This window comes from Nonlabens sp. Ci31, assembly GCF_012974865.1.
Taxonomy (GTDB): Bacteria; Bacteroidota; Bacteroidia; order Flavobacteriales; family Flavobacteriaceae; genus Nonlabens.
Genome location: NZ_CP043633.1, coordinates 863,733 through 890,454, shown reverse-complemented (window position 1 = coordinate 890,454; position 26,722 = coordinate 863,733). Strand labels below are relative to the sequence as shown.

General features: G+C 36.9%; 23 protein-coding genes. 8 read left to right on the top strand and 15 right to left on the bottom strand.

Annotated features, from left to right (window positions below; genetic code table 11):
* The first annotated feature begins 33 nt into the window (after nt 1-33).
* Both F0365_RS04000 and F0365_RS03995 read left to right on the top strand, forming a co-directional pair.
* Nucleotides 34-1,035: an acyl-ACP desaturase gene (locus tag F0365_RS04000; protein WP_169932508.1), complete on the top strand. Its 1,002-nt coding sequence runs from the start codon at nt 34-36 to the stop codon at nt 1,033-1,035.
* 243 nt (nt 1,036-1,278) lie between these two features.
* Complete coding sequence (locus F0365_RS03995; protein WP_169932507.1) at nt 1,279-2,184, top strand: IS982 family transposase; 906 nt, start codon at nt 1,279-1,281, stop codon at nt 2,182-2,184.
* A 38-nt stretch (nt 2,185-2,222) separates the two neighbouring features.
* Here F0365_RS03995 and recQ read toward each other — a convergent pair whose 3' ends face one another.
* The gene (gene recQ / locus F0365_RS03990; RefSeq protein WP_169932506.1) at nt 2,223-4,385 is read right to left on the bottom strand and encodes a DNA helicase RecQ; all 2,163 of its coding nucleotides are present in this window, start codon (nt 4,383-4,385) and stop codon (nt 2,223-2,225) included.
* A gap of 282 nt (nt 4,386-4,667) precedes the next feature.
* Between recQ and F0365_RS03985 the strand changes: the two genes are divergently transcribed.
* Complete coding sequence (locus F0365_RS03985; protein WP_169932505.1) at nt 4,668-5,474, top strand: hypothetical protein; 807 nt, start codon at nt 4,668-4,670, stop codon at nt 5,472-5,474.
* A gap of 10 nt (nt 5,475-5,484) precedes the next feature.
* On the opposite strand, the gene F0365_RS03980 is transcribed toward F0365_RS03985, so the two are convergent.
* Complete coding sequence (locus F0365_RS03980) at nt 5,485-6,075, bottom strand: carboxymuconolactone decarboxylase family protein (RefSeq protein ID WP_169932504.1); 591 nt, start codon at nt 6,073-6,075, stop codon at nt 5,485-5,487.
* Nucleotides 6,076-6,199: 124 nt separating this feature from the next.
* Between F0365_RS03980 and recJ the strand changes: the two genes are divergently transcribed.
* Complete coding sequence (gene recJ / locus F0365_RS03975; protein ID WP_169932503.1) at nt 6,200-7,897, top strand: single-stranded-DNA-specific exonuclease RecJ; 1,698 nt, start codon at nt 6,200-6,202, stop codon at nt 7,895-7,897.
* Here recJ and F0365_RS03970 read toward each other — a convergent pair.
* The 3 genes from F0365_RS03970 to F0365_RS03960 all read right to left on the bottom strand — a co-directional run bounded on the left by F0365_RS03970 (nt 7,894) and on the right by F0365_RS03960 (nt 10,356).
* Nucleotides 7,894-8,253, bottom strand: a complete 360-nt coding sequence (locus F0365_RS03970) for a hypothetical protein (RefSeq protein ID WP_169932502.1) — start codon at nt 8,251-8,253, stop codon at nt 7,894-7,896. The two genes, recJ and F0365_RS03970, sit on opposite strands and share 4 nt — an antisense overlap.
* 108 nt (nt 8,254-8,361) lie before the next feature.
* Nucleotides 8,362-9,114, bottom strand: coding sequence for a PAS domain-containing protein (locus tag F0365_RS03965; protein ID WP_169932501.1), 753 nt, complete (start codon nt 9,112-9,114; stop codon nt 8,362-8,364).
* Nucleotides 9,115-9,603: 489 nt separating this feature from the next.
* Nucleotides 9,604-10,356 carry a UDP-2,3-diacylglucosamine diphosphatase gene (locus F0365_RS03960; RefSeq protein WP_169932500.1) on the bottom strand — a complete coding sequence of 251 codons (753 nt, stop codon included), beginning with the start codon at nt 10,354-10,356 and terminating at the stop codon, nt 9,604-9,606.
* Nucleotides 10,357-10,674: 318 nt separating this feature from the next.
* Between F0365_RS03960 and F0365_RS03955 the strand changes: the two genes are divergently transcribed.
* Both F0365_RS03955 and F0365_RS03950 read left to right on the top strand, forming a co-directional pair.
* Nucleotides 10,675-11,811: an ATP-binding protein gene (locus F0365_RS03955; RefSeq protein ID WP_169932499.1), complete on the top strand. Its 1,137-nt coding sequence runs from the start codon at nt 10,675-10,677 to the stop codon at nt 11,809-11,811.
* 3 nt (nt 11,812-11,814) lie between these two features.
* A complete protein-coding gene (locus tag F0365_RS03950) occupies nt 11,815-12,558 on the top strand; it encodes a metallophosphoesterase family protein (RefSeq protein WP_169932498.1) in 744 nt (247 codons plus the stop codon).
* A 90-nt stretch (nt 12,559-12,648) separates the two neighbouring features.
* On the opposite strand, the gene F0365_RS03945 is transcribed toward F0365_RS03950, so the two are convergent.
* The 6 genes from F0365_RS03945 to F0365_RS03920 form a co-directional block, all read right to left on the bottom strand.
* Nucleotides 12,649-16,026, bottom strand: a complete 3,378-nt coding sequence (locus F0365_RS03945) for a T9SS type A sorting domain-containing protein (RefSeq protein ID WP_169932497.1) — start codon at nt 16,024-16,026, stop codon at nt 12,649-12,651.
* 81 nt (nt 16,027-16,107) lie between these two features.
* Nucleotides 16,108-16,719, bottom strand: a complete 612-nt coding sequence (locus tag F0365_RS03940) for a hypothetical protein (protein ID WP_169932496.1) — start codon at nt 16,717-16,719, stop codon at nt 16,108-16,110.
* 181 nt (nt 16,720-16,900) lie between these two features.
* Entirely contained in the window at nt 16,901-17,503 is a 603-nt protein-coding gene (locus F0365_RS03935; RefSeq protein WP_169932495.1) for a hypothetical protein, read from the bottom strand.
* Between the two features lie 130 nt (nt 17,504-17,633).
* Nucleotides 17,634-18,236, bottom strand: a complete 603-nt coding sequence (locus F0365_RS03930; protein WP_169932494.1) for a hypothetical protein — start codon at nt 18,234-18,236, stop codon at nt 17,634-17,636.
* A 176-nt stretch (nt 18,237-18,412) separates the two neighbouring features.
* Nucleotides 18,413-19,105 carry a hypothetical protein gene (locus F0365_RS03925; protein ID WP_240961880.1) on the bottom strand — a complete coding sequence of 231 codons (693 nt, stop codon included), beginning with the start codon at nt 19,103-19,105 and terminating at the stop codon, nt 18,413-18,415.
* Between the two features lie 75 nt (nt 19,106-19,180).
* A complete protein-coding gene (locus F0365_RS03920) occupies nt 19,181-19,780 on the bottom strand; it encodes a hypothetical protein (RefSeq protein WP_169932493.1) in 600 nt (199 codons plus the stop codon).
* 886 nt (nt 19,781-20,666) lie between these two features.
* Between F0365_RS03920 and F0365_RS03915 the strand changes: the two genes are divergently transcribed.
* Nucleotides 20,667-21,803, top strand: a complete 1,137-nt coding sequence (locus F0365_RS03915) for an SPFH domain-containing protein (RefSeq protein ID WP_169932492.1) — start codon at nt 20,667-20,669, stop codon at nt 21,801-21,803.
* Between the two features lie 263 nt (nt 21,804-22,066).
* Nucleotides 22,067-23,158 (top strand): DNA helicase PriA, encoded by a 1,092-nt coding sequence (locus tag F0365_RS03910; protein ID WP_169934748.1) that lies wholly within the window; start codon nt 22,067-22,069, stop codon nt 23,156-23,158.
* Nucleotides 23,159-23,275: 117 nt separating this feature from the next.
* Here the strand turns inward: F0365_RS03910 and hemF are convergent, their stop codons facing one another.
* The 4 genes from hemF to F0365_RS03890 are packed head-to-tail and all read right to left on the bottom strand — an operon-like array spanning nt 23,276 to nt 26,657.
* Nucleotides 23,276-24,181: an oxygen-dependent coproporphyrinogen oxidase gene (gene hemF / locus F0365_RS03905; protein ID WP_169934747.1), complete on the bottom strand. Its 906-nt coding sequence runs from the start codon at nt 24,179-24,181 to the stop codon at nt 23,276-23,278.
* Entirely contained in the window at nt 24,181-24,972 is a 792-nt protein-coding gene (locus F0365_RS03900; RefSeq protein ID WP_169932491.1) for an EI24 domain-containing protein, read from the bottom strand. The genes hemF and F0365_RS03900 overlap by 1 nt, the downstream gene beginning before the upstream one ends.
* A 10-nt stretch (nt 24,973-24,982) precedes the next feature.
* Nucleotides 24,983-26,008 carry a uroporphyrinogen decarboxylase gene (gene hemE / locus F0365_RS03895; RefSeq protein WP_169932490.1) on the bottom strand — a complete coding sequence of 342 codons (1,026 nt, stop codon included), beginning with the start codon at nt 26,006-26,008 and terminating at the stop codon, nt 24,983-24,985.
* Complete coding sequence (locus F0365_RS03890) at nt 26,001-26,657, bottom strand: uroporphyrinogen-III synthase (RefSeq protein ID WP_169932489.1); 657 nt, start codon at nt 26,655-26,657, stop codon at nt 26,001-26,003. The genes hemE and F0365_RS03890 overlap by 8 nt, the downstream gene beginning before the upstream one ends.
* Between the last annotated feature and the right edge of the window lie 65 nt (nt 26,658-26,722).

Here is a 26,722-nt window from a genome sequence, read left to right as displayed (position 1 = left end):
CAAAACGACTACCTTTACATTACAATATGTCCCATGAATAAACCACTTAAAAATATACGCATTGAGGTGATGCAATCACTGGAAAGCAAAGTAGAATCTTTTATGGATGAATACTTAATTCCAGTAGATAAAATTTGGCAACCCTCTGATTTTTTACCTAATTCTCAAGAAGACTCTTTTTTTGAAGAAGTGCGAGAATTAAGAGAGCTAGCTAAAGAACTGCCTTATGATTTTTGGGTAGCACTTGTAGGGGATACGATCACTGAGGAAGCATTACCTACTTATGAATCTTGGTTAATGGATGTAGAAGGTATTAACCAAGTCGAAGGAAAAGGAAATAGTTGGTCCAAATGGGTACGCCAGTGGACTGGTGAAGAAAACCGTCATGGTGATACACTCAACAAATATTTGTACCTATCTGGTCGCGTGAATATGCGTCAAGTAGAAATTACAACCCATCACTTGATTACTGATGGTTTTGATATAGGTACAGATCGCGATCCTTATAAGAACTTCATTTATACTACTTTTCAGGAACTTGCAACTTATGTTTCTCACAACCGTGTGGCAAAATTAGCACGTGGCTATGGAAACACAGCTCTATCTAAAATGTGCCGCATCATCTCTGGAGATGAAATGCGTCACCACAAAGCTTACAGTACATTTGTAACTGAGATTTTTAAGGTAGACGCTAGTAATATGATGATCGCTTTTAAGGAAATGATGGTTCACAAAATTGTAATGCCAGCCATGTTCCTTAGAGAATCAGGACAGTCTATAGGAGCAGCTTTTGAAGACTTTTCAAACAGTGCACAGCGTATAGGTGTTTACACCGCTCAAGACTATATAGATATCATGCAAAAGCTGATTGAACAATGGGATATTGCTAACATGACCAACCTTACTGAAGAAGCAGAAAAAGCACGTGATTATTTAATGAAGCTTCCTGCTCGTATGGAACGCGTTTCACAACGTATTAAGATACCTGAAGAGGCGGCCAAATTTAGTTGGGTGAATGAGCCTGTTGTAGGCTAAATAAAATAGTCAGCTTAAAATTTTAAATCATAAGAAGGGATCAGATTTTATTCTGCTCCCTTTTTTTAATTTTTGATGTTTTGTTGAGGCGTGACCTTTCAACTATTCCTGTTGGTATTCTTTATAGAAATACCTTTTTAACGTGAGTTCGACGTAATAAAAATGAAAATAACGATGTAAAAAAGAGAGATAATTTGTATGTTAATAGTCTGAAAGCCAAATTAATAAGCAAAAAAACCCTTCATGATCACTGACCACAAAGTTATTGAAATATATTGTCAAATTGACGATTTTATGATTGATTATGATGCTGTTATTAAAAATGCAGGCATAATATCCGATCGTAGGCTCAAATTACGTAAAAGAAAGTTTAGAATGTCTGATAGTGAAGTCATGACTATGATGGTGCTTTTTCACTTAAAGTCTTATCGTAATCTTAAAGAATTTTATTCCACTTATGTATGCAAACACATGCAGGATTTCTTTCCAAAAACAGTTTCATACAATCGATTTGTTGAATTACAAAAACGTGTCATTCAACCATTATCAGTCTATCTTAAATTAAGAGGGTTAGGTAAGTGTACTGGTATATCTTTTATTGATTCTACACCTCTTAAAGTATCTCATATCAAACGTGAGAAACAACATAAAGTGTTCAAGGGGATTGTTGAGAAAAGCTTTGGAACAATGGGTTGGTATTACGGCTTCAAACTACATTTAATAGCTAATGATAAAGGCGAATTATTTGATTTTCTGATAACTAAAGCAAATGTAGATGATAGACAGCCTCTAAAAGACAAAAGTTTCCACGATAAGGTGTTTGGAAAAATCTATGGTGATAAAGGTTATCTAGGCAAGGATCTTTTTGATAAACTATTTACCGATGGTATTCATCTAGTGACAAAACTCAGAAAGAATATGAAGCAGAAAAAACAAGAATTTATGGACAGAGTAATCTTAAGAAAAAGAGCTGTAATAGAGTCCATAAATGATGTGCTTAAAAACATTTGTTATATAGAACATTCAAGACACAGATCTTTTGATAATTTCATAGCAAATTTAATCGCTGGTCTTACAGCTTATTCTTTTTTAGACTCAAAACCATCAGTGAAAATCCAAAATATGCTACCTAACATTGGAATCTCTTAGGTCGAACTCACGTTAGTTAAAAAACCTACTGCTAGATGTTAAACCCCCATTTTTTCTTTTAATAAAGAAAGTCCTATGCGCAGTGATCCATAGTCTATCTTACCGTCAAAATGCTCAAAAACCATTTTGAGGCTTTCTTGATCTTTTATTTGTTCAAAGTCAGCTGCGATAAGGTCGTAATCTTTACCGTCGATCAATTTCTCTAAGTCGATATCGTTATGGGATTCATACCTTTTAGTCAGGTGCGCCATAATAGTTGAAGGTTGAAAGCCTCTTATTTCAGAGATGTCTTTGATCGTTTTTCCATCCCAAAAAAGCTTGACACTTTCCATAACCGTATCCTTTTTAGGGCCAGATACTTTTTTCTTGGTGCTCTTAGGCTTTACGATTTCCTCTCTATAGACGAAATCATCGGTACGGCAATCTTTGAATTCAGAGATCATTTTAAGAAACGGTACTCCATACGTATCGTGCTTATGGCTTCCTACACCAGTAATATCTGCAAATTCATTATCGTCTAGTGGGATTCTAGCAGCCATATCCTTTAGTGTTGCATCACTAAAAACCATATATGGAGCAAGATTACCGGCGTTAGCGAGTTGTAATCTAGTTTTACGCAATGCTTCATAAAGATCGCGATTGACTTCGGTAGGTAATTCTTCTTGAGTTTTTTGAGCTCTTTTGGCAGCCAGTTCTTCAGGTTTAGGAATCACTGCGAGTGACACTTTGCGTCCATCAAAAAGCACTTCTTTACCTTGAGGAGTCATCTTTAAATGATTGAATTCGTGGAAAGCAATTTCTATCAGTCCTTGATTGATCATTTGCACAATATATTGTTGCCAGTCGTTCCAAGAGATTTCTTTTCCAGCACCATAGGTTTTGATTTGCTGGAACCCACTTTCTATAACCGCTGCATTTTGCGCTCCACGCAACACATCTATGAGTAGGTTAAGAGATGCTTTTTCTCCAGTTCTAATAACCGCACTCAAAGCTTTTTGTGCGGACAACGTAGCGTCAAAAAAGTCTGGTTTATTGAGGCAAACATCGCAATTACCGCAGTCTTCGTCTAGATATTCATTAAAGTAAGAAAGCAACATCTTTCTTCTACAAGTTAAGGCTTCAGCAAATTGCTTCATGCGTTCCAGCTTTGCAATTTGAACTTCTGAGTTTCCACTTCCTTCAGCAAACTTGCGCAGTTGGATCACGTCAGCATAACTATGAAACAGTAATGCATGAGAATCGATACCATCACGACCAGCACGACCTATTTCTTGATAGTACCCTTCAATATTTTTAGGCATGTTGTAATGCAAGACAAAGCGCACATTGGATTTATCGATTCCCATACCAAAGGCAACTGTCGCACAAACTATTTTAAGGTCGTCTTTAATGAACTTTTCTTGTACACTTACTCGTTCTTCATGGCTTAAGCCAGCATGGTAGGCTGCTGCGTCATAACCGTATGCAGTAATTTTACTGGCTACGGATTCACAAGTTTTTCTACTCAAACAATAAATAATTCCAGATTCGTCTTTGTTCTTTTGTAAAAAACGCCGCATTTGCTGCAAGCGATTGTTTCCTGGTCGTACTTCTAAGGTCAAATTAGGTCGGTCAAAAGAGGAGACATATTCCTGTGCATTTTGAATGCCCAGTTGTTTTTTAATATCGGCTCTTGTGGCACGGTCTGCAGTGGCTGTAAGTGCAATGAGATTTGCGTCTGGAAAACTAGTTTTAAAATAAGCCAGTTGTGTGTAGGCGGGTCTAAAATCATGTCCCCATGTAGAAATGCAGTGCGCTTCATCTACCGCAATCAAAGAAACGGGTATTTCTTGCAAATGATTGTTGAGCAGTCCTATACTTTCTGGGGCTACGTATACAAGTTTTAAGCTTCCAGATCGCAGTTCTTCTAGCATTTCTTGTTGCTGTGTAGCGTCTTGTGAGCTGTTAAAATAAGAAGCAGGGATACCATTAGCTCGCAGCGCATCTACTTGATCTTTCATCAAGGCGATTAATGGAGATACGACTAAGGTAATGCCATCCAATAATAAGGAAGGTAATTGGAAACACATAGACTTCCCTCCGCCTGTAGGCATGACCACCATGAGGTCTTTACCAGCAATAACATCGTCTATAACTTGTTCTTGCAATGGTCGGAAACTATCGTAACCGAAATACTTTTTAAGGAGTTCTAATTTTTTCATGAGATTGGTTGGAATGGCGTGTAAGTCTCAAAGGTAGTGGTTCAGCCTATTTTTACGAAGTTTTGTTGATAAATTAGACTTATTTTTTAGAGATGTTAAGGATATTTCTGATACCAGAATGACTCTTTAGTCCTTAGTTAATTTGTATTTTTCCACTTTCGAACGGATGGAAGAGGGGCGGCAACTTTATTCTTTTAAGGAAAAAGTAATTAGAATTCCCGACAACATCAATGGAACTGAATCGTTTTTAGGGAAGTCTTAAAAACCCAAGTCGCAAGCCTTATGAAATACCTATTATTACTTTTATCTATCACAACAATACTGTTTGCAAATGCACAAGATGCAGAATGGAATCAGTATAAATATATTATTGTAAATAATCAATACGAATTTCAAAATGACGCTAATGAATACAGCTTTAATGAGCTGATAGTATTTGAGCTCAAAAAGTACAACTTTAAAGCATTCAGAAATTCTGAAGTACTCCCAGACGACATGAACCGTGGAGCGTGTAACACTCTTCAATTAAAAATTGATAAATCAGGAACCACCCGAGTGTATATGGTCTTGCAATTAGAGGATTGCACAGGTACTGTTGTTTTTACCAGTAAAAAAGGAGTAGGGACAACCAAATCCTATGATAAAGCCTATTTTGAAGCGCTAAGAGATGCGATAACTTCTTTTGATGAGGTAGATTATAAGTACAGGCCTAAAGCTGTAGTAGAGGAGCAAGCAATAATTAAAGAAAAAACACCAATTCAACAACCTGAAAAAGCCCCTGAATTTAACACGCAAGTAAAGGATCGTCAAGTTACAGATGCAGCGGCAGTGGAGATGCCGTTTGAATTAACACAAATTAAAAGGGACTATACAACCACAGACCATTCTTTTTCTTTAATGAGCTCTTCTGATGGCTACACTATTTTCAGAGGTGATATGATCATAGGAACCTTAAAGAAGAGTAAAGGAGGTTGTTATCTTGCAGTAACGACTAACTTTATAGGAATAGGTTATAAAACTGCAGGCGGTATTTCTATTGAGCACACTACTGATGGGAAAGATCAGCTGATAGAGTTTGTGAAACAGTAAGTCCCTTTGATTAAACATGCTTTCCCACTTCAAAGCCATATTTCCCTAAATAGTGATTACCGCTCTCTATGGCATCATTTTCTAAGGTGGTACCCATAGAGTCGTTCCATCTATTGAGGTAACCGAAAAGCGATATCACTCCTAGCATCTCTACTACCTCTCCTTCATTCCAATACTGGTGTAAACGTTTTTTTATAGTTTGATCTACACCATTAGGCACTTGGCTGGCTGCTAGAGAAAAATCTAGGGCAGCACGTTCTGCTTCGTTGAAAGCTGGATGTGTACGGTATTCCCAGATGTTGTCTAGTTGTTCCTGTGCTGCTCCATAACGTTCTGCCGCTCTTATAGCGTGCGCTTGACAGTACCTGCATCCCGTAGCATTGCTAGAAACCCACGCGATCATTCTTTTCAATGCGCTGGTGACGCGACCTTCATTTGCCATTACAGCTTTATTAAGGTTTATAAAAGCTTTGGATATCGCAGGACGTCTTTGCATGGTCAGTACAGAATTAGGACAAAACCCCAAAGTTTCGTTGAAGAAATCGGCTAGTGCTGCTGTTTCAGTATCGTGACTTGCGTCTAGTGGGTTGACTAATGGCATTCTTGGAATTTTGTAAGATTGATTCTGCAATTTAGATATTAAAGATAACGGAAATGCCGCAAAAAGGAACCTGGTAAGTCATATTTATATTCCAAGACTCTTTTTTACATCTTATCTTTACCAAATGCGATGGACTCTTAAACCCATACCAGATTTTCAAAAACAACAACAACTTGCTCAGGAATTAGGGATTGATCCTTTTCTTGCTGGTTTGTTAGTGCAGCGTGGTGTGGACGCTTTCGCGAAAGCGAGATCCTATTTCAGACCTGATCTAGAAGAACTTCACGACCCTTATCTTATGAAAGATATGGATCTAGCAGTAAAACGTATTCAAAAAGCGGTGGGTAATAATGAGAATATCCTTGTTTACGGAGACTATGATGTAGATGGGACGACTAGCGTGGCACTGATGTCTACTTTTTTAGAAAGTTTCTACGACCGTGTTTCTACTTATATTCCCGACCGCTATGAGGAAGGCTATGGAATAAGTTATAAAGGAATCGATTTTGCAGCTGATAATGATTTTTCACTCATTATAGCTTTGGATTGTGGTGTAAAAGCTATCGATAAAGTAGCTTATGCTAAAGAAAAAGGGATCGACTTTATTATTTGCGATCACCACAGACCGGGGAAAGAATTACCAGATGCTGTAGCGGTTCTCGATCCCAAACGCCCTGACTGCTCTTATCCTTATGACGAATTGTGCGGTTGTGGTGTAGGTTTTAAATTATGCCAAGCCTTAACAATGGCAAACGACTGGGAATTTGAAATTTTGATACCTTATTTAGACTTAGTAGCCACGGCAATAGGAGCAGATATTGTGCCTATGACTGGTGAGAATAGAATCCTCGCTTACCACGGCCTTAATGTCATTAATACGAGTCCGCGGGCGGGATTTGAGGCGATTATATCCAATTTAAATAAAACAACACTTACGATTACTGACGTTGTTTTTATCATTGCCCCCCGCATCAACGCTGCGGGAAGAATGAAGCATGGACTTCATGCAGTAGAGCTTCTTAAAGAAACAGATATAGAAAAAGCACAAGAATTTGCAGCGTCAATTGAGAACTATAATTCTGATAGGAGGGAACTGGACCAATCGATAACGCAAGAAGCCATACAGCAAATTATAGCTAATAAGGAAGAAGATAAATTTACGAGCGTAGTCTATGATGCCAGCTGGCATAAGGGCGTGATAGGAATAGTGGCTTCTAGATTGATAGAAAATTATTACCGACCTACATTAGTATTTACTAAATCTGGAGATCGACTCGCGGCAAGTGCTCGCAGTGTCAAAGGTTTTGATGTGTATAATGCACTAGAACAATGTGCTGATTATATCGAGCAATTTGGTGGACATATGTATGCTGCTGGATTGACATTATTACCAGAGAATTACGAAAAATTCAAAGTCCGCTTTGAAGAAGTAGTTTGTGCCACTATAGAAAACAAACACTTGACTCCAGAAATTCAAATAGATGCGGTACTTCCATTGGAACAGATTACACCAAAATTTTACCGCATTCTCCAGCAAATGGCACCATTCGGTCCAGGGAACATGACCCCAGTGTTTCTGACAGAAAGTGTGGTCGATACAGGTTTTGGTAAATGTGTGGGTAAAGAGGAAGACCATCTTAAAATTAAAGTAGCTTCAAAAAAAGGGGATAGCATTGCATTTAATGCTATAGGTTTTAATATGGGAAGTAAATGTAAGCAAATTACCGATGGTAAAAAATTCCACATTGCTTATTCTATCGATGAAAATGAATGGCAGGGAACTACTTCCTTACAGTTGAGATTAAGAGATCTCAACTCTTAAAGAACAGAAGGTAATTCTTCTACTTTCCCTTGAAAGGTAAGTAGCTTGGAGGCATCATAAAGTTCTTCCCAATTCGTATCACTGATATCTTTAAAGGAAGGAACGATTCTTTTGATTTGATTTTTAAAGGTATCAATATCTCCCTCGCTTAGTCGTACTGCTTTACGCAAATACTTTTTATTTTCATGAAATATAGAATCGTTTTTAAAAGAAGAATTTTTAACAGTTAAGGTGATTTCGTCTAATGTATTAGAAGACACTTTATGCGCTGTTTCCATTTTTTGAGCAACTGAATGAAAAGAAGTTAGCATAAATAGGACACTAAAAAAAGCAAATTTTATAGCTGAATTTCTCATAATTGTGATTTTAAGATAAAATTTTAAATGACCACACAAAGATCGTTAAATTGATTTATGAGATGCTTAGACATACTTCTTTTAGAATGTTATATAATTCCCTATATTTTATTTTTTGTAAGTAATGTCTTCAAATGTTCCATACAGACGCAAACATATACCGTTGATAAACTCACTTATTCCTACGGCTCTAACCCAAATAGGAGTTCCTTTTGCTGTTATTAATTCCAATTCAAGGTCGTAAGAAGTCCCCTTTGTGATGGCTTGAAAAAAAGCTTTTGTAATTTTCGTGCGAGATGCTCCAGATTTATAAAAGTCGAGTGCTTCGTTTGCTTTTGGAATAAAGTCTTTAGGGGTCTCGTGTATAGTTCTTGTGGCGTTTGACCAGTGTAGCTCACCGTTTATATGGTCGTATTCCCAGGTGCCTATTTGCTTGCGCAAGCAGGCTTTAAAAAGCAAGTCATAATCATACAGGTTCTTTCTCCTTAGTTCAACTGCTTCTGTTAGATCTTCAGTTACTATGATCACTCCAGTAACTTTATCATCATAATTGTGCCACGGCTTCATATTCCATTTTATCCACCGTTGCTTGCCGTTTATTATTAACAACTCTTCGTCACAAGACTCTTCAGAGCCTTTAAGTACCCGTTGGTGTACTTCTTTCCATTCTCTACTTAGTATAGGGAAAAGATCGTAATGATGCATCCCTTTAATGTCAGTGTATCCCAAATTATAATCTTCACACCACTTTGAAGAGTGTGCTACATATCTAAGGTCATTATCTAAAAAAGCTATGGCTATAGGTGCTTGAGTTATGATCTTTAATTGATCAACAATTCTTTCGGAAAAAATACTTCTCATTTTGATAAAATACTAAAAAAAAGCATTAAATGTAGTTAATAAAATAGTAAATAAACAGTTATAAGCAAAATATTATAAGAATACCTTGGAGTTTGATCTAGACGATATAGGAACGTATCCCATGTTTCAAAAATGCATGGTAGCCTATTTAATACCATTCGCGAGCTACTGATCGACTGTCTTCACCTTCCCAATTTTTCTCCTACCTAAGAGATACTTACAGCTGGACAGATTTTTTAGTTCCCAGAAAACAGATGCAGATATGAACATTTTGCGAAACAGCTTTTGCTGAAGTCAGTTTTGATAAAGTGGGGTTGAGGTTAGTTGCTTTTGAGAAATCTATCAAGTCTCAAAACCTCTTAAAGATATTAATGTGTTGATTTATGATTTATGTATGGGATATTAAAACTGTAAAAAATACAGCCTTATTGGTAAGTTACATGACTTCTGTTGTGCTAAAGGGTGTGTTTAAAATAGAAGCGCAAAATGTTAAAACCGAATCAGCTGAAAATCTTTTCCATCAAAGACACCATAGCGGTATTGAGAAATCCAGTCTCCTAGATTGATATAGGTAGATGTTTCCCCTACTTTGATTTGCATAGGTAAGTGTCTGTGACCAAAAACAAAATAATCAAAATGCTCTTTTTCCAGTTTACGCTTTGCATACTGAGCAAGCCATTCATTTTCTTCCCCTAGAAATTGAGCATCCTCTTCACCAGAGATGAGTTTATTTTTTACGGATAGGTGTCTTGCAATACGCACTCCCATATCTGGATGTACCCATCGGAAACACCATTGGAAAAAGGGGTTGGTAAACACCTTTTTCATACGTTTATAACCCTTATCGCCAGGACCTAAGCCGTCGCCATGCCCGATAAGGAACTTCTTGTTATTAAATTCAAATGTCTGAGGGGCATGATACACAGGGATCCCTAATTCTTCTTCAAAATATCCGAACATCCATAAGTCGTGATTACCGACAAAAAAATAGATGGGTATACCACTGTCAACGATTTCTGCTAGTTTTCCTAGGACGCGTACCTGGTTTTTAGGAACTACCGTTTTATACTCGAACCAAAAGTCAAATAAATCTCCCAATAAAAATATAGCAGCAGCATCTTCTTTAACTTGATCCAACCAAGCTAAAAATTTTCTTTCACGAGGTTTGCTCAATTCTTGAGTTGGAGCACCTAAGTGATTATCGCTAGAGAAGTATATTTTTTTTCCTTCGGGAATTTGCATGTGAGCAAAGATAGGTAGATGAAATCACAAATCACAAACAACAAAAACACCTATTGTTTATTCAATGCTTCACTTTTGAATAATTGATGGTCTATTGCCTATTGGTAATTTCACTGTTAATATGAAGTGGTGTTGAGAACATAAAAAAAAGCGTTTGGTGAAGCATGGAACAGTTTTCAGCACTTATGTAGTTGAAACCTACTTCAAATCTCTATTCTATATTCTTTCAGCTCTAACTGCTGAGCTCACCGAAGGAAGCGGTCTTGAATCTTTTTTAAATTTTTGTTGAGATCTAAATTTCTAGTTTATCTTTCAGTCATGATCAATAAACGACTTCTGGTTAAAAACTTGCTGGCGCATAACGACGAGAATAGTTTTTATGATAAAAAACTACGTATTGATCTAAGTAATAAAGAAGGAAAGGCTAAGTTTCTCAAACACATTTGCGCCCTTTCTAATACCAATCCAAAAAATAACAGTTATATCGTTATAGGGATTGACGATGAGATCAATGGTATAGTAGGAGTCGATTTCTTTGACGATTCTAAATTACAAAACCTGATCAATGCTTATCTGACTAATGCTCCTATCATACAGTACGAGAATATTGCTTTCCCTCATTTAGAAATCGGTAAAGTGGTTGGATTAGTAACTATTAGAGCTCAAGATGGACTTACGGCACTGCGCAAAAACATTTGGAAATATTACGGAGGGACGGTCTTCTTTAGAGATGGAAGTATTTCTATGCCTAAAGCTTACGATGTAGAGATCAAAGATGTCAATTCTCAAATTGTAGAACAACTAGAAAAAAAGGCGAGTAATAATATTGAGCACACTTTAGACAGCGTGGTTGAATTTTTAGCTCGTAAAAATCAAGGCTTAGAGACACATTATAAGGTTTTTAAAGAACAATTTGTTATTTGTTGGTCAGGAAAAGTAAAGCGTAAAAATGGCGAGACCTATTATTCTAGAGTAGATATTGAAATGGTGAATGAACAAGTACGACTATTTTACAGCACGCTGGATGAGGTGCAAATTTCTTTTGATGAAGATAGTTTTAGCATATTAGAATTTGTGGAATTAGGAATAGGAAAAAACCAGAAGTACCACCCACTGGAGCGACAGACCTTGCGATTTTTCCCTAACGGGACGTATAAGTTAGAAAATAAAATCCTTTTTAACCCACCTTATTATGACCGCAGGACCTTACACCACATATACAATACTAACTTATCTCTTCTAAACAAGATGACAAACGGTATAGAGCTCAAAGAACAAGAATTGATAGATTTAAGACAGTTGCCAGAAACCATGTTGATTTGTCAATTCAACAACGTAGGTGAGCCAGTAGAAAAGATGAACGCGCATAAAAATTTGCTCAAGGCTTATCCAGAAACATATAAAGCATTTAAAGAAGCTTTGCGCGTACTGCGCAAGGTAAAATACAATTCATAATTAATGAGAACCATTGCAATAGGAGACATTCACGGCGGGTACAAAGCCCTCGTTCAATTAATAGATAAAATAAAATTAAAAGATGACGATCAGCTTATTTTCTTAGGAGATTATGTAGACGGGTGGTCTCAAAGTTATGAGGTGGTGGATTTTTTAATCTCGCTTTCGCGAAAGCGGAAACAAAACAAACAAACTCCTCCTATTTACCTTAGAGGTAATCACGATGAGTTAGTGGTAGAAAATTTACAAGCGGTGCACCCTCATAAAATGTGGTTATTTCATGGAGGTAAAAGCACTGTGGATAGTTATGCAAGCAGAACCAAGCAAGAAATCGAGGCGCATTTTGATTTTCTCAAGAACGATCTTCACAATTATTACGAGCTGAATGGGGATGGGTTTTTTCATGCAGGTTTTCACAATTTAAAGGGTCCTGGATATGAGTACTTTAAAGGAATTACCTATTGGGACCGTACGTTATGGGAAATGGCACTGGCCTTAGACCCCAATTTAAAAGACGACGACGATAAGTATCCTAATAGATTAAGACTCTACAAAGAGATTTTTATAGGTCATACCCCAACACACAGTTGGGAAGAATACCAGCCTATGAACGCTGCAAATGTTTGGAACCTCGATACTGCAGCGGCCTATAAAGGGCCATTAACGGCTATGTGTATAGAAACAAAAGAAATTTGGCAAAGTGACCCAGTGTACACTTTTTATCCAGAGGAGACTGGTAGGAATTAATAGTCTGATACATTTTCAAACTGTAACATAAAAGAGCTCGTTTTGAATTTCAAAACAAGCTCTTTTTCTTCATTTAAACAGCTAATCACCTCAATTTATGGGGACTTGATGAATTTCAGTTTGACCCGCGTGAGTTATATGCATGACATAAGTTCCCGTAGTTAAATGTGAAACATCAAATGACGTTCCTAATTCATGTCTAGTGATGTTTAAAACTTGATTACCACTAAAGTCGTATAGTTGTAGACTCACAAAATAAGTACAAAGACTAGTTCCTCCTATGTCAGTTAATCCATCACTACAGGATTTGGAGTAAAAGCTCCACTCGGGTTTTTGTACCATATCAATAGCGATTACTGTGCTGGCAGGAACTGGCGAAATCACAAAATTGTTACTAACTATGCCACTAGAGTTAGTGTTAGAACAATCGTTGCTACAGTTGTCGATATCCTTCACAAACTCCGCCCATTCTGACCAGCCACAAGCGTTTCTTGCTCGTACTTGAAATCTGAATAACTCATTACAGTCTGGATAGATACCTACCGTGTTATCCCTTCCAGTTCTTTGATCGCTATCCCAGTAGGAGGCAGATATAGGTAGTTTTTGCATTTCTATCTCATCTACTAGATCATAACGCTCTATTCCATTTATGCGTAAAGCTACAAAATCACAAAAGCCATTTGCGGGATATATGGATAGAAAAGTGGCAGAATCTATTTCTGTAAGAAAAGCATTATCAAGATTAGGAGTTCCAATATATAGTTGACGACTAAAACTTTGGCTAGGCCCTACGCCATTGTCTAAAATTACTTGTACGTAAGCTGGTCCGTTTTCTAAAGCCTCAAATTGAGCAGAGTATCCATTTCTAGAGATGATGGCCAGATTGTCACTAATCACGTAAGTAGGTTGCACAGCCACTTTACATTCATCTTCAAACCCCATAGTAACAATATCTCCTACACACATCGTTGTTGGGCTGGAGAAAGTGGATCTATCTACAGGGAATTGAGGTGGTAATACTTGACCATTTGGGAGTTTTAAATTTTCAATAAGCCAATCTATACTATCTTGATTAAAACTGGTGTGTCTCGTATTGATAGACTCGCCATAATAGCTATCAAAAGGAGTGAGCCTATTGGAGTCGCAGGTTAAATCAAAATTTAATGGATTATTCCAGTCTTGATCTGGATTGAGATGTGCAATCGCTGAAAACGAAGGAATAAAGGAATTTATAGGATTCAATGTTCTTACTTGTGTATCATCGGTAGCAGAAGTACCAATAATGTTATCATTAAACCATCTGATCACACCTGTTCCTGCTGTGCCGTAGTCAGGCATATTTGAAGTGAGGTATAAGCTTCGTCTTCCAGTAATTGCATCTGCAAGTTCTTGTTGTGCTAAAAACCATCCGCCAGGAACGTTGTCCATATTACCGCGTTGATTATTGTTAGGTGCTTTTACAGTTTTTGTTGTTGGAATCTTATAAAACTTTGCCACACGCTCATTAGCACCAGAAGACATAAAGTGCGAGTCTAGTGTAGCGATATGCGTACGGAAAACAATGTTTCCTATTGGCAATTCGATTTTGACTCTGGCAAAACTTTTTACACCAAGTACTTTTTCACCGTCAGCAGCATAGGAATAAAAACCTCCATCTTCATTTGGTAAGGTAGATAACCTACTTCCGGTAAGAGAACCGTTAATGATGGCCAAGTTTTTAGATTTCGTAGGAAAGCCATTAGAATTGGGTAATCCATTTATGGCTTGATTATTATAATGCTCTGTAAAAGAAGAATTTCCTCTGTCTTGACCAAATCCTTGCAATAGTGTTTGTGCATTCAATAAATTTTGATCTACATGATGATGGGACTGCCCAGGAGCTTGTCTGTGAAATTCAATGAGTTGTTGCTTTGCAGCAGGAGAGGATAATTGTTTATCGTAAAAATCTTCGGCAGCATCATTGTCGTCGTCTGACAACATTTCCTTTATTAAGAAAATTAATGCTTGATCTCCTAAAGGAATATTTGCACCTAGATGCGGACTATCTATACTCACCCAATGTGATACGTTATGATCCCAGTTGTCACTGTCTTGTGTTTGCTCTTCCATGGCTTCCATATAAGCCAGAGCATAACGAGATATCTGTCCTCCCATACTAGGTCCCACAAGCTTTATTTGAGCGGTACTTCCTGTAGTTGCCATTCTTGACTTCGTTTCTTGAAGCAATTTGATCAAGGCCATGGCATTGCTTTCTATATAATAAGCACCACCATCTATAGTGAACATCTCGCCAGTGTTTACATCTGCGGTATCATAAGTAGGGTGATTGACCATAATGACGTCAAAACCTTCTGCTCTTAGTTTTTCTAAGGCGTTTTGATTATCTTCATTTGAATCTCTAAAAAATTGAAAATCGTACATGCTGTCATGCAAAGCAGGATTAAATTGACCATCTTCCTTATTTGCCGCGGCGCAGTCAAGATCTTGACCACAATCGCAATCTTCTATTTTGCGTTTATCTCCTGGATCAAAACCATCGAGAATAATGATGGGGTTGTCCAACTGGTTGTTACCGGTATCATTTTCTGAATAGAAAATACGGTAATCAATTTCGGCTAAAATAGTAGGATCATTTACTTCATACCCTGTAAAAGGAATATCAGCTATTATTCTGCCATTTTCCTTATACGTATCTCCTGCGCAAAAAGGGGATAATGTTTTAGGTCCTATTTGTGTTTGGTATTTGAAATAAATACTGGATTTTGTAGTGATGCTCGTATTGTCCTCATAAATTATTTGATAGGTAGCTATCTTATCTCCATCAGTGTTATAATTAACTTGTATTTGTTGCGTCTGTAAATTATAGTTATTGATCAGATTTCTAGGAACTCCATCCCCAAAATCTGCCGTAAGTGTCTTAATAGGTTGCTGTTGATTTTGAAAAAGATACGTTGGATCAATTTTGTAGGTGATTCCAGTTCCTGCAATAGCCTTGACTAAGGGTGCAATAACCGTAGTATGTAAGGTATAAAAAGGGGACTGCCCAGGAATTTGAGAAAATTCCTGAGTGTTTTCATTATAGGTTAAACCACCTTGCTGTACCTCTTCAAAACGGTAATTCAGTAGTTGAAAATCGGTATTCAATATACCTAAGGGAACTACATGATTTGTTTCTTGTTGCATCAGACTATCTAATGCTGATCGATTTATAAAGAGGACTTCATTACTCGCACGATGCATCTCGCTTAGTGCTTGTTTAAAATAAGTGTAGTCGGCAGTGTCAAAGTCTGGTTCTCTGTTAAAGTTGTAGAGATTTGCAAATTGTACTACTCGTTCATAAATGATACCGCTAGTAACACTAGCTTGATTGACGGTGACTAGGGCATCATCAAGGGTTTTTTCTTGATTTTGTGCCGTAGCGTTGCATAAGGATAATCCTATTCCTATGCTAAGAAGAATTCTTTTCATAAATTTGAATGTTTAATGGTTAATAAAATGCTTGTTAGTTGTTAAATATTTATGGACTGCCGTTGACGCGGCAGTCTTATTTTAATTAAACGGTGTTGATGGAAGTGAAATACTGTCTAAATCAAATCGACCTAAGTCAATTATTAAACTGTCAGTTTCTGATTGACTATTGTAAAGAACAGCTTGAAATGTTCCCGCATGAATAGAAAATTCTCCTGGTGACCTCTGGAGCTTTGTTATATTGATGGAACCAGAATTATCTTTTGACAAATAAAGTTGATATGAGTTAAACGCTTCACTCCAAATTCTCCCATAAATATAAGTGTGATTAGGACCATCTAACTCTCTTAAACCATTTGCCTGTCTTATCGGATAAAAACCAGTATCACCATCTGGGTTTTCGAATAAGTTTTCAATATGTATAATCAAAGATGCAGTGCGATTACTTTTTCGATCATATGCGTGAATTTCCCAATTATCCTCCTCAGACCTTAATGTTGTTAACCCCTTATTATCACTATTAATAGTACTTCTGCCATCTCGAGGTCTAAAGAACTTACCATCGATCAAACAACCAAAGGTGTTTTCTCCTGTCATGGTAATGGGTGGTAATAAAGATGCTGGATCTACTGAGTCATCACTGTTACAAGCGGTGAACAGTAATACTATGGGTAATAGGTATATGGTTTTCATAATTTTGTTTTTTTAGCTTTCGCGGAAGCGTTATGGTAAATGCTATTCCTATGCTTAGAATAATTCTTTTTTTATGCTGAGCGAATTAGGAATGTCATCAATAAGTTAGTTTACTGGTTGCTAATTTTTGCATTAGTTTTTACATGTTATTGAATGGGTATAGTCGGTGCGACAGTCTATTTTAATCGAAAGATGTAAACTGCAAGGATATAGAGTCTATATCAAATCTTCCTTTACTTATATATAAACTATCGGCTGCGTTATCGATGTTAACTAGATGAGCGTTAAATGTTCCGGAAATGATATAGTAACTTCCAGGGTTATGGTTATCTGCGAGAATATCTATAAAACCTGAATCAATAAAGGAATGATAATTTGAATAATTTTCTGTTTTGGGATTCCAGAACCTTCCATATATGTAAGAATTGTTAGGGCCGTCTATACCTCGAAGCCCATTAGCAGCATTAATCTGATAAATACCTATTGAGTTTACGAAAAAATCTTCGATATGAATATAAAGAGAGCCAGTCCTTTCGCTTTTTCGATCAAACACATGAATTTCCCAGTTGTCTGTTTCTGTTTGAACAACTCTTAATCCCCTATTATCACTATTAATGGTACTTCTACCATCTCGAGGTCTAAAAAACTTACCGTCGATAAGGCAGCCAAAGGTGTTTTCTCCAGTCATGGTAATGGGTGGTAATAAGGATGCTGGATCTACTGTGTCATCGCTATCGCAAGTAGTGACCAGTAATGCTATGAGTAGTATATAAATGGTTTTCATAATTGGTGTTTTTTAGGCTTTCGCGAAAGCGTTACTATCAGCAATCTTTTGAATAATTGGAATGGTTTATAAAATGTGTGTTAGTTGTTACATATTGATAGACTGCCGCTCCAACGTCAGGTAGCCTATTTTAATCCCAGTCTTTAATGTTTAATGTGAAACTATCTAGATCAAATCTTCCCAGTGTAACCAATATGGTATCATTAGTATTTTCAAAATTTACTAATCTTGTTTGAAATGTTCCTGATTTAATATTTGAAGTATTGGGAATTAGTTCATATTTATTTAACTCTAAAAGTCCAGAGCTATCATAACTAAGATATCTAGAGTACTGTTGGTCTGTTTCATTCCAAAAGGTGCCGTAAATATAATTGTGATTAGGACCATCAATCCCGCGCAAGCCCGTGGCATTTTGGATTAAATAATCACCTTCACCTATGGTATAAAAATTTTCTAAATGAATAAATAAGCTTCCTGATCTATCGCTTTTACGGTCATATACATGTAGCTCCAGATTATCATTTTCGGTCCTCACAACTCTTAATCCCCTATTATCACTATTAATCGTACTTCTACCATCTCGAGGTCTAAAGAACTTGCCGTCGATCAAGCAGCCAAAGGTGTTTTCTCCAGTTGTGGTAATGGGTGGTAATAAGGATGCTGGGTCTACTGTGTCGTCGCTGTTGCAAGCGGTTAACAGTAATACTATGAGTAATAGGTATACGGTTTTCATAATTGGTGTTTTTTATCGCTTTTTAAAAAGCCTTAGTGTCAATTCTATCTTTATGTGATAACAATTCTTTCTTGCTGAGCGAAGTAGGAGTGTTTTTGATTAGGGTTTTACTAGTTCTTAATTTTTGTGTTTACTTATAAATATCATTGATAGACTTTCCCTGTCATGGCAGTCTATTAATTAAATGAGGTCTGTTGCACTGTGCCTAATTCAAGGTCAAACCTCCCTAAAGAAATGTTTAAGGTGTCTTGAGTATTATGAATATTTACTAATTTTACTTGAAATGTGCCGGAAAATATGTGATAATTATTTGGAGAATAATCTTTTTTTGATATGACAACATTCCCAGAATTATAAAAAGATAAATAATTATTGTACTGACCATTTTTATAAAAGTTTGCATGAATGTAATTGTTATTATTTCCATCAATCCCCCTTAACCCATTAGATTCACTCACGATATAATTTCCGAGTTCTAAATTTTCTAAATTTTCAAGATGAAGAATTAAACTACCGGACTTCTCACTTTTTCGATCAAACACATGAATTTCCCAGTTGTCCGTTTCAGTTTGAACAACTCGTAACCCTTTATTATCACTATTAATAGTACTTCTGCCATCTCGAGGTCTAAAGAACTTGCCGTCGATCAAACAACCAAAGGTGTTTTCTCCTGTCATGGTAATAGGCGGTAATAAAGATGCTGGATCTACTGAGTCATCGCTGTTGCAACTTGTAATCATTAATAATATCATCACTATTGATAAGGTCTTCATAATTTTGTTTTTTATTGCTTTTTTAAAAGCGTTATGGTCAATTTTATCTTTATGGATCAATGATTCTTTTTCGAGTTGAGCGAAGTAGAATTTCATCGATTAGATGGTTTTTATTTTTTACGGTAGTTCTTATATGTTATTACTTGTTTATTGTTGTTGCGGCAGTCTATTTTAATCCCAATCTTTCCATTGAAGTGAGAATGATTCAAGATCAAACCTTCCCAATTCTATAGATATAGTATCATTGGAAATTTGAGTGTTGATCAATTTTAAATGGAAGGTAGAGTTATGATAATTCGCTTGCCCTTGAATAATTTGGTTGACTATATTTATATTTCCAGAATTAGGATATGTTGCATAGCGTTGATAGCCAAGCTCTGCATTTTTCCATATCCTACAGTGAGCATAACTATTATTTAATCCATCAATACCGTTTAATCCATTAGATTCTTGAAATTGATATATGCTTGAAGAGTTATATTGGAATCCTTCGATGTGAATAAGTAAACTAGACGTTTTTTCACTTGCAAAATCTCTAATATCATATTCAACATTTGTAGTCTCTGTAGTTATGATTCTTATTCCCCTATTATCACTATTAATGGTACTTCGACCATCCCTAGGTCTAAAGAACTTGCCGTCGATCAAACAACCAAAGGTGTTTTCTCCTGTCGTGGTGATGGGTGGTAATAAAGACGCAGGGTCTACTGGGTCGTCGCTATCGCAATTAGTGACCAGTAATGCTATGAGTAATAGGTATATGGTTTTCATAATGTTATTTTTTAAATTAAAATCGATGCTGAATTTGATCCAGTGTGTAACCAAACTCAAAAATTGATAGTTAGGTGTTTATTTTAAAATGTACGTACTTAATGATATGCCAAATGGAACTCAGTAGCTTTTTGTTACTGCTCCGATGCCTTTTGTTTATGCCTGTCTAAACAGTCTCGTCATTACCCTATATCAAGTGTTTATCGTTGCGCTACTTCTAAAACAACAATAATGTTATTTTGGTTTCGGCCTATTCTTTTAACCCCCGTTACCTTATAGCGAACGTCACTTTTTAAAAGATTCTTAAATTGTGATTTAAACACCTTTATAAAGTATTCGTTAACAACAGTTTAAAGATAGCGGATTATACAAGTGCTATGCAAATTGTATTGGTCTAGATTCATGAATACAGAGTCTGTTTTCATGAATATCTAGTAAAATAAAAACAATTTAATAACTGTAAATCAGTTGATTAACTTATATATATGGTTTTTTAGAGAATTACCTATAATAGCAGCTTGAATCATGCAAAAATTGTTCAAATACTTCATTAGCATGACCATATTCTAGATCATTAGACTAATGAATAGCTAAACGTTTACTACATTTATATCTATGTCCTTAATCCTAAATCAAAACTTTTGCGATGTTTAGACTTTTATAATTAGGAGCAATTAGTTCTATTCTATAGATCCCGCTTATAAGAGTAAAAAAGGTAAAAGGAACGGTAACATTTCTTTATTTATAACTACCTATTCTATGGTGTCGGTTATCATTTGACTTTTAAAAAGAACCGAGATCAGCAATAAATGCTATTTTAAAAAAGTACAAAGCACAATTTTCCTCAAAATTAGTAACTTCATAACCAAATTTAAAACCAACCAAAATGGGAATATTTGATAAGATTAAAGAAAAACTGAGTCACGAATTTATAGACATTATCGAGTGGCTCGATTATACAGATGATACGATCGCTTACAGATTTGAGCGTTATCAAAACGAAATCAAAAACGGTGCAAAACTCATTGTACGTGAGGGACAAACAGCCGTCTTTATAAATGAAGGCCAACTAGCAGATGTATTTGAGCCAGGTACTTATGAATTAACCACACAAAACCTACCTATTCTTTCCACCTTAAAAGGATGGAAATACGGTTTCAACTCGCCATTTAAAGCAGAGGTTTATTTTGTCAACACTACCTTGTTTACTGACGAAAAATGGGGGACTAAAAACCCTATTACCTTAAGTGATGACCGCTTCGGACTGGTCGAAATTAGAGCTTTTGGTACTTACGCATTTAAAATAGCTGACTCCGGTAAATTTGTTGTAGACATCGTAGGAACGGATAATAATTTTACCAATTTTGAGATCAATGAGCATCTTAAAAGTTTGATTGCTACTCGATTTACAGATACCGTAGGAGAGGCCAACCTTCCTATAGAATTATATGCGGCAAATACATCAGAGCTTTCTGAAACTTGTCAAGAAGTGATGAAGTCAGAGTTTTTGAGTGTAGGAATTTCCTTAGAGAAATTCTATATCGAGAATGTTTCTATGCCAGAAGAACTCAAGAAAGAGATCTTTGAATACAGCCGTCTGGATAAAATTGACCTAGATAAATTGACCAAATTCAAAACGGCTAAAGCTATTGAAGCAGCGGCAAAAAATGAAGGTGGAACGGCTGGCGCTGGAATGGGAATGGGAATGGGATTTGTCCTCGCGCAACAAATGGGCAATATGATGTCTCCTCAAATGGGTGGTCAGCAACAACTGCCACAACAACAAAATCAAGCTTCGGCCATGCCGCCACCGGTGCCACAAGCCACCAGTTATTTCTATGCACTCAACGGTGCTCAAACCGGCCCAGTTCCTTACGAACAATTGCGTTCTTTATTTGCTAGTCGTACGGTTAATAAAGACACCTTAGTATGGAAAGCTGGAATGGACGGCTGGAAAGCACTTAGTGAGGTGGAAGAATTAAAAGGATTCCTAGGGGGCAATACGCCGCCGCCGCTTCCATAATTGATGTGCGTTGAGGTCGCAAATCCTAAAATCCATTAAAAAAATCAAATTGTCTATTGTTAATTTGCTGCACAAATTTTGATTGGCTTTTACGATTTGTCATTCCGCCCTGGATATAGAATCGGTTAATAATTATCTCAGAGATAGTTTTGAAATTTGAACCTGAAAAATAAAGCAATGGGCAATTCAGTTTTACGAAGTTAAACGCAAATCGGCAATAGAATGAATCGAAAAAAAATAATTGAAGCTATCTTACTTTGAATATAGAACCTGCTAAACGTTCTGAGGGTAAAAAATCTTGTGTCAACTGTGGCGCCGCGCTTACTTATGAACCAGGTACAGATTTAATAACTTGTGATTACTGTGGTCATAAAGAAGTTATCGAGCCGTCTGAACAGCAATTTCAAGAATTAGAACTGCATAATTACTTGCAGCAAATGGGTGCGCAATCCCATTCTATGGAAATCTCTATGCTGCATTGTAGAAATTGTGGCGCTAACCAACACGTAGAAGAAAGCTACAAATCCTTGCATTGTGTGTATTGTACCATGCCGTTGATTATTGAAGATGCTTACCAAGACAATTGGATTTTACCAGGAGCCGTGGTCCCCTTTGATTTTAAACAAGACAAGGCACATCAGATTTTTAAGAAATGGATAGCCGTGCTATGGTGGGCACCTAATAATTTAAAGCGCGCTAGTCTGAGCCCAGAAAACACTAAAGGACTTTATGTGCCCTACTGGACTTTTGATGCAGAGCTGTATGCGCAATATGAAGGGCAAAGAGGAGAGTATTATTATGTAACAGTTACTTCCGGATCAGGTAAAAACAAACGGACGAGGCAAGAACGTCGCACCAGATGGTATCCTTCGAGTGGAGAAGTTTCTGGCTTTATAGATGATACTCTTGTAAAAGGATCCATTCAAAAAGGAGGGCAAATCCCACAGCAAATCGCTTTTTGGAAATTAGATGAATTAAAAACTTTTGACACCAGATTTCTGGCCGGCTACGTAACTGAAAAGTATACGATTCCCTTACAAGATGGACACTTAGAGGCAAAAGAAAAAGCTAGGGATATCGCCACAGCTTTGGCAAGTCGAGATATAGGAGGCGACACACAACGTGTTCATAAACTAGAAATGCAGCTGAGCGAAGAGACCTTTAAGCACATTTTATTACCGGTTTACATCAGTTCTTATAAATTTAATAGCAAACGCTATAATTTTTATGTGAATGGACAGACTGGAAAAATTTACGGAACACGACCGTATTCATTCTGGAAGATTTTCCTAGCCATTCTCGCTGGGTTAATGCTGATAGGAGCGATTGTATATGTTGTGAATTTGAAACAGTAGGTTAAGGCTTTCGCGAAAGCGGAATACATTCAAATAAATTTTGTGCTACCTTAAAAGTGATAAAGCAATTTTAAACGGTACGTCTATTTTCTATATTCCATCATCCATATTCTCTTGCTAAATAACCCAATCCACAGGATTTTGTAATACCTGAAGCAACTTTTCTTCTTCACTTCCAGCTTCTGGATGATGGTCATACACCCATTGAACGTGTGGTGGAAGGCTCATTAAAATGCTCTCGATACGGCCATTTGTTTTGAGCCCAAAAAGGGTTCCTTTATCATGTACCAGATTGAATTCTACATAACGTCCACGACGTATCTCCTGCCAGTTGCGTTGTTCAATCGTATAAGGTAAATCTTTTCTTTTTTCTACTATTGGAACATAAGCGTCCAGAAAATGACTTGCCATATCGGTTTGAAAGGCAAACCAATCTTCCATGGAAAATTGCTCTGAAGCTTTACAGTAATCATAGAATAAACCACCTATTCCGCGAGCTTCATCGCGATGTGAGTTGTGGAAATAGTCATCACATTTTTTCTTAAAAAGAGTGTAGTCTGCTATTTCATGTCGATCGCAAACCTCTTTACATACTTGATGGAAATGACGCGCATCTTCTTCAAATAAATAATAAGGAGTTAAATCCAGCCCACCACCGAACCAAGAATCAACCATTTTTCCTGTAGCATCATACATTTCAAAATATCTGAAATTTGCATGTACGGTAGGAACCATTGGATTCTCTGGATGCAGCACCAAACTCAATCCAGTAGCGTAAAAATTACAGTCTTCGACTTTAAAATAAGCTTGCATTGCTGCTGGCAGATCGCCGTGAACGGCGCTTATACTTACACCCCCTTTTTCAAACAGGTTTCCCTCTTGTATAATGCGAGAGAAACCTCCACCACCTTCCTTGCGATGCCATTCATCTTGATGGAAAGTAGCTTTGCCATCTATTTCTTCTAGTTTTGAAGTAATAGTGTTCTGAAGTTCTTTAATGAAATTATAAAACTGTTCCTTAATCATTGAGCCTTGATTTCTGTATTACGGTTATTGGGAAGTTCTAAATTCTTGTCCTTAATCATTTCTTCCAGTGTCGCGCGAGATGCTGCTGTTACAGAAAAAGGCAATACCAAAATCACTCCTAAAACAGGAATAAATAGCATTCCCATAAACACAATTCCTATTCCTATAGCGATACCACGATTGCGTTTTACAAAATTGACACTATCTCTGTATTTAAAGTGACGTTCTAGGGTGTAATCTATGTTCCCAAAACCTGCATAATAGGCCTGAATGACAAAGGCTAGAAACGTAAAAAAGATTCCTATTATGGGTATAAAGCTCAATAACAGTAAAGGGATAGTAAGCGCTAATTCATAGGTTATATTACGTAAGTTCATACGCAAACCACGCCACAATTGTTCCATATTTGTGGTGTCTCTATGTTGTATATGGTTTCTAGCCTGCGGATAAAAGTGTTCTTCAATACGCTCAGAAACTGGAGACATAAAAGGGGCACTCAAAGCCATTACCACGTGTTTATAGAGAATGAATCCTAAAAATAAAATCACCAAACCGCCTAGTCCTGTAGCGATATTTGTAAAGGTTTCCTTTCCCCATTCCCAAACCCAAGCCTTAGCAAAAAACCTTCCTAGATTATCGGAAAGGCCATACGCTGCAAAAAAGATAGACGTCCCGAAAAGAAAACTGATGGCCATAGGAACAAGAAAAAACTTCCATAGCTTTAATTCATTAATCAGTTTTAAGCTGTCCTTGTAAGAGGTAAGCCCTTTTAGGATGTTTTTAAACATAAATCAAAATTTATTGACCGTATTCCTTTACTGCATCCACAAATGCCTGTGCATTTTCCACTGGGATATTAGGTAAAATCCCATGTCCTAAGTTGGCTATAAAACGGTCTTTACCAAATTCGTTGATCATTTGAGTGACCATTTTTTTGATTTCAGCTGGAGGAGAGAACAGTCTTGATGGGTCCAAATTACCTTGAAGCGTAATGTTTCCTCCAGAGAGGTAACGTGCGTTTCTAGCGCTACAAGTCCAGTCCACGCCTAGAGCACTTGCCCCACTTTTGGCCATATCTCCTAAAGCAAACCAGCATCCTTTACCGAAAACGATCACCTCCGTATGTGGTTTCAAGGCATCAACAATTTGCTGTATGTACTTCCAAGAGAATTCTTGATAATCAGTAGGAGAAAGCATGCCACCCCAAGAATCAAAAACTTGAACAGCATTCACCCCGTGATTTACTTTTTCTTTTAGATAAGCAATCGTGGTATCTGTTATTCTTTGCAATAAGATATGTGCCGCTTCAGGCTGTGTAAAACAAAATTCTTTTGCCTTATCAAAGTTCTTACTTCCTTGACCTTGTACGCAATAACATAGAATAGTCCATGGAGACCCGGCAAAGCCTATTAAAGGCACACGGTTATCCAGTACTTTTTTAGTCATATCTATAGCTTCATACACATAACTTAAGGAGTCTTTTACATCGGGAACGATTACTCGATCCAGATCTTTAACCGTTCTAATAGGGTCAGGTAACCAGGGACCTACACCATTCTTCATTTCTACTTCAATATTCATCGCTTGCGGTATCACAAGAATGTCAGAGAAAAGTATGGCTGCATCTGGACCTATCTGATCTATAGGCATCACGGTGATTTCTGTAGCTAGTTCTGGAGTCTGACACCTCGTAAAGAAGTCATATTTTGCCTTGAGCTTCATGAAATCTGGTAAATACCTTCCTGCCTGTCTCATCATCCATACTGGTGGACGTGCTACTTCTTCACCTCTTAAGGCTCTTAAAAAAAGATCATTTTTAATCATTGCGTAACGCTTTTATTGCGGTTATCAGTGTGTTTTCTACGGTTTGCTTTGTTGCTATTTTTACGTTTTTGTAGTAGGAAGTAGCAGTGCTAGCGGTGGTCTTTCCTATACAAATTGCGGTAAGAGGTTTGTTGTGGGGATTCGCTTTCGCGAAAGCGTGCACACCTCTAGGACTATAGAAAATTACCGCAGCAAAAATACGATCAAAGCTTTTCATGACGGCAATAGATCGGTAAACAAAAAGTTCTTTTAAAGGTATTTTTTCCTTGAGAAATAACGCTGGAAGTTCATCTCTACGTTGCTCACTACATAAATATAGAAAGTTTTCTCCTGGATAGTTATTGATTAATATTTTTGCAAGACCTCTAGCGTTAGGAGCAATGTGTATAGGTTGGACACCATTTTTTTTTAAAGAAGCTGCAGTAACTTCACCTACACAATAAACATTTTTAATGAAGTTATGATGGGCTAATAACGCTGGGATGGCATTCTGGCTCGTAATAATAACTTGGTTCCAATTTTCAGTAGAATCAATGTTAATAGGTTGAATTTTTAGTAAATCATAATGCGTAAGGCTTATTCCAGTGTTTAGAACGAGTTCTACTTGTGACTCTGTTAAAGTCTTTGTGGAAAGAATGCTGTCCTTCATAAGAAGAGCAAGATATTATTTTGGAGTTTAAAAGAAGGTGTTTGCCGTATTAAATTGATGTGAAA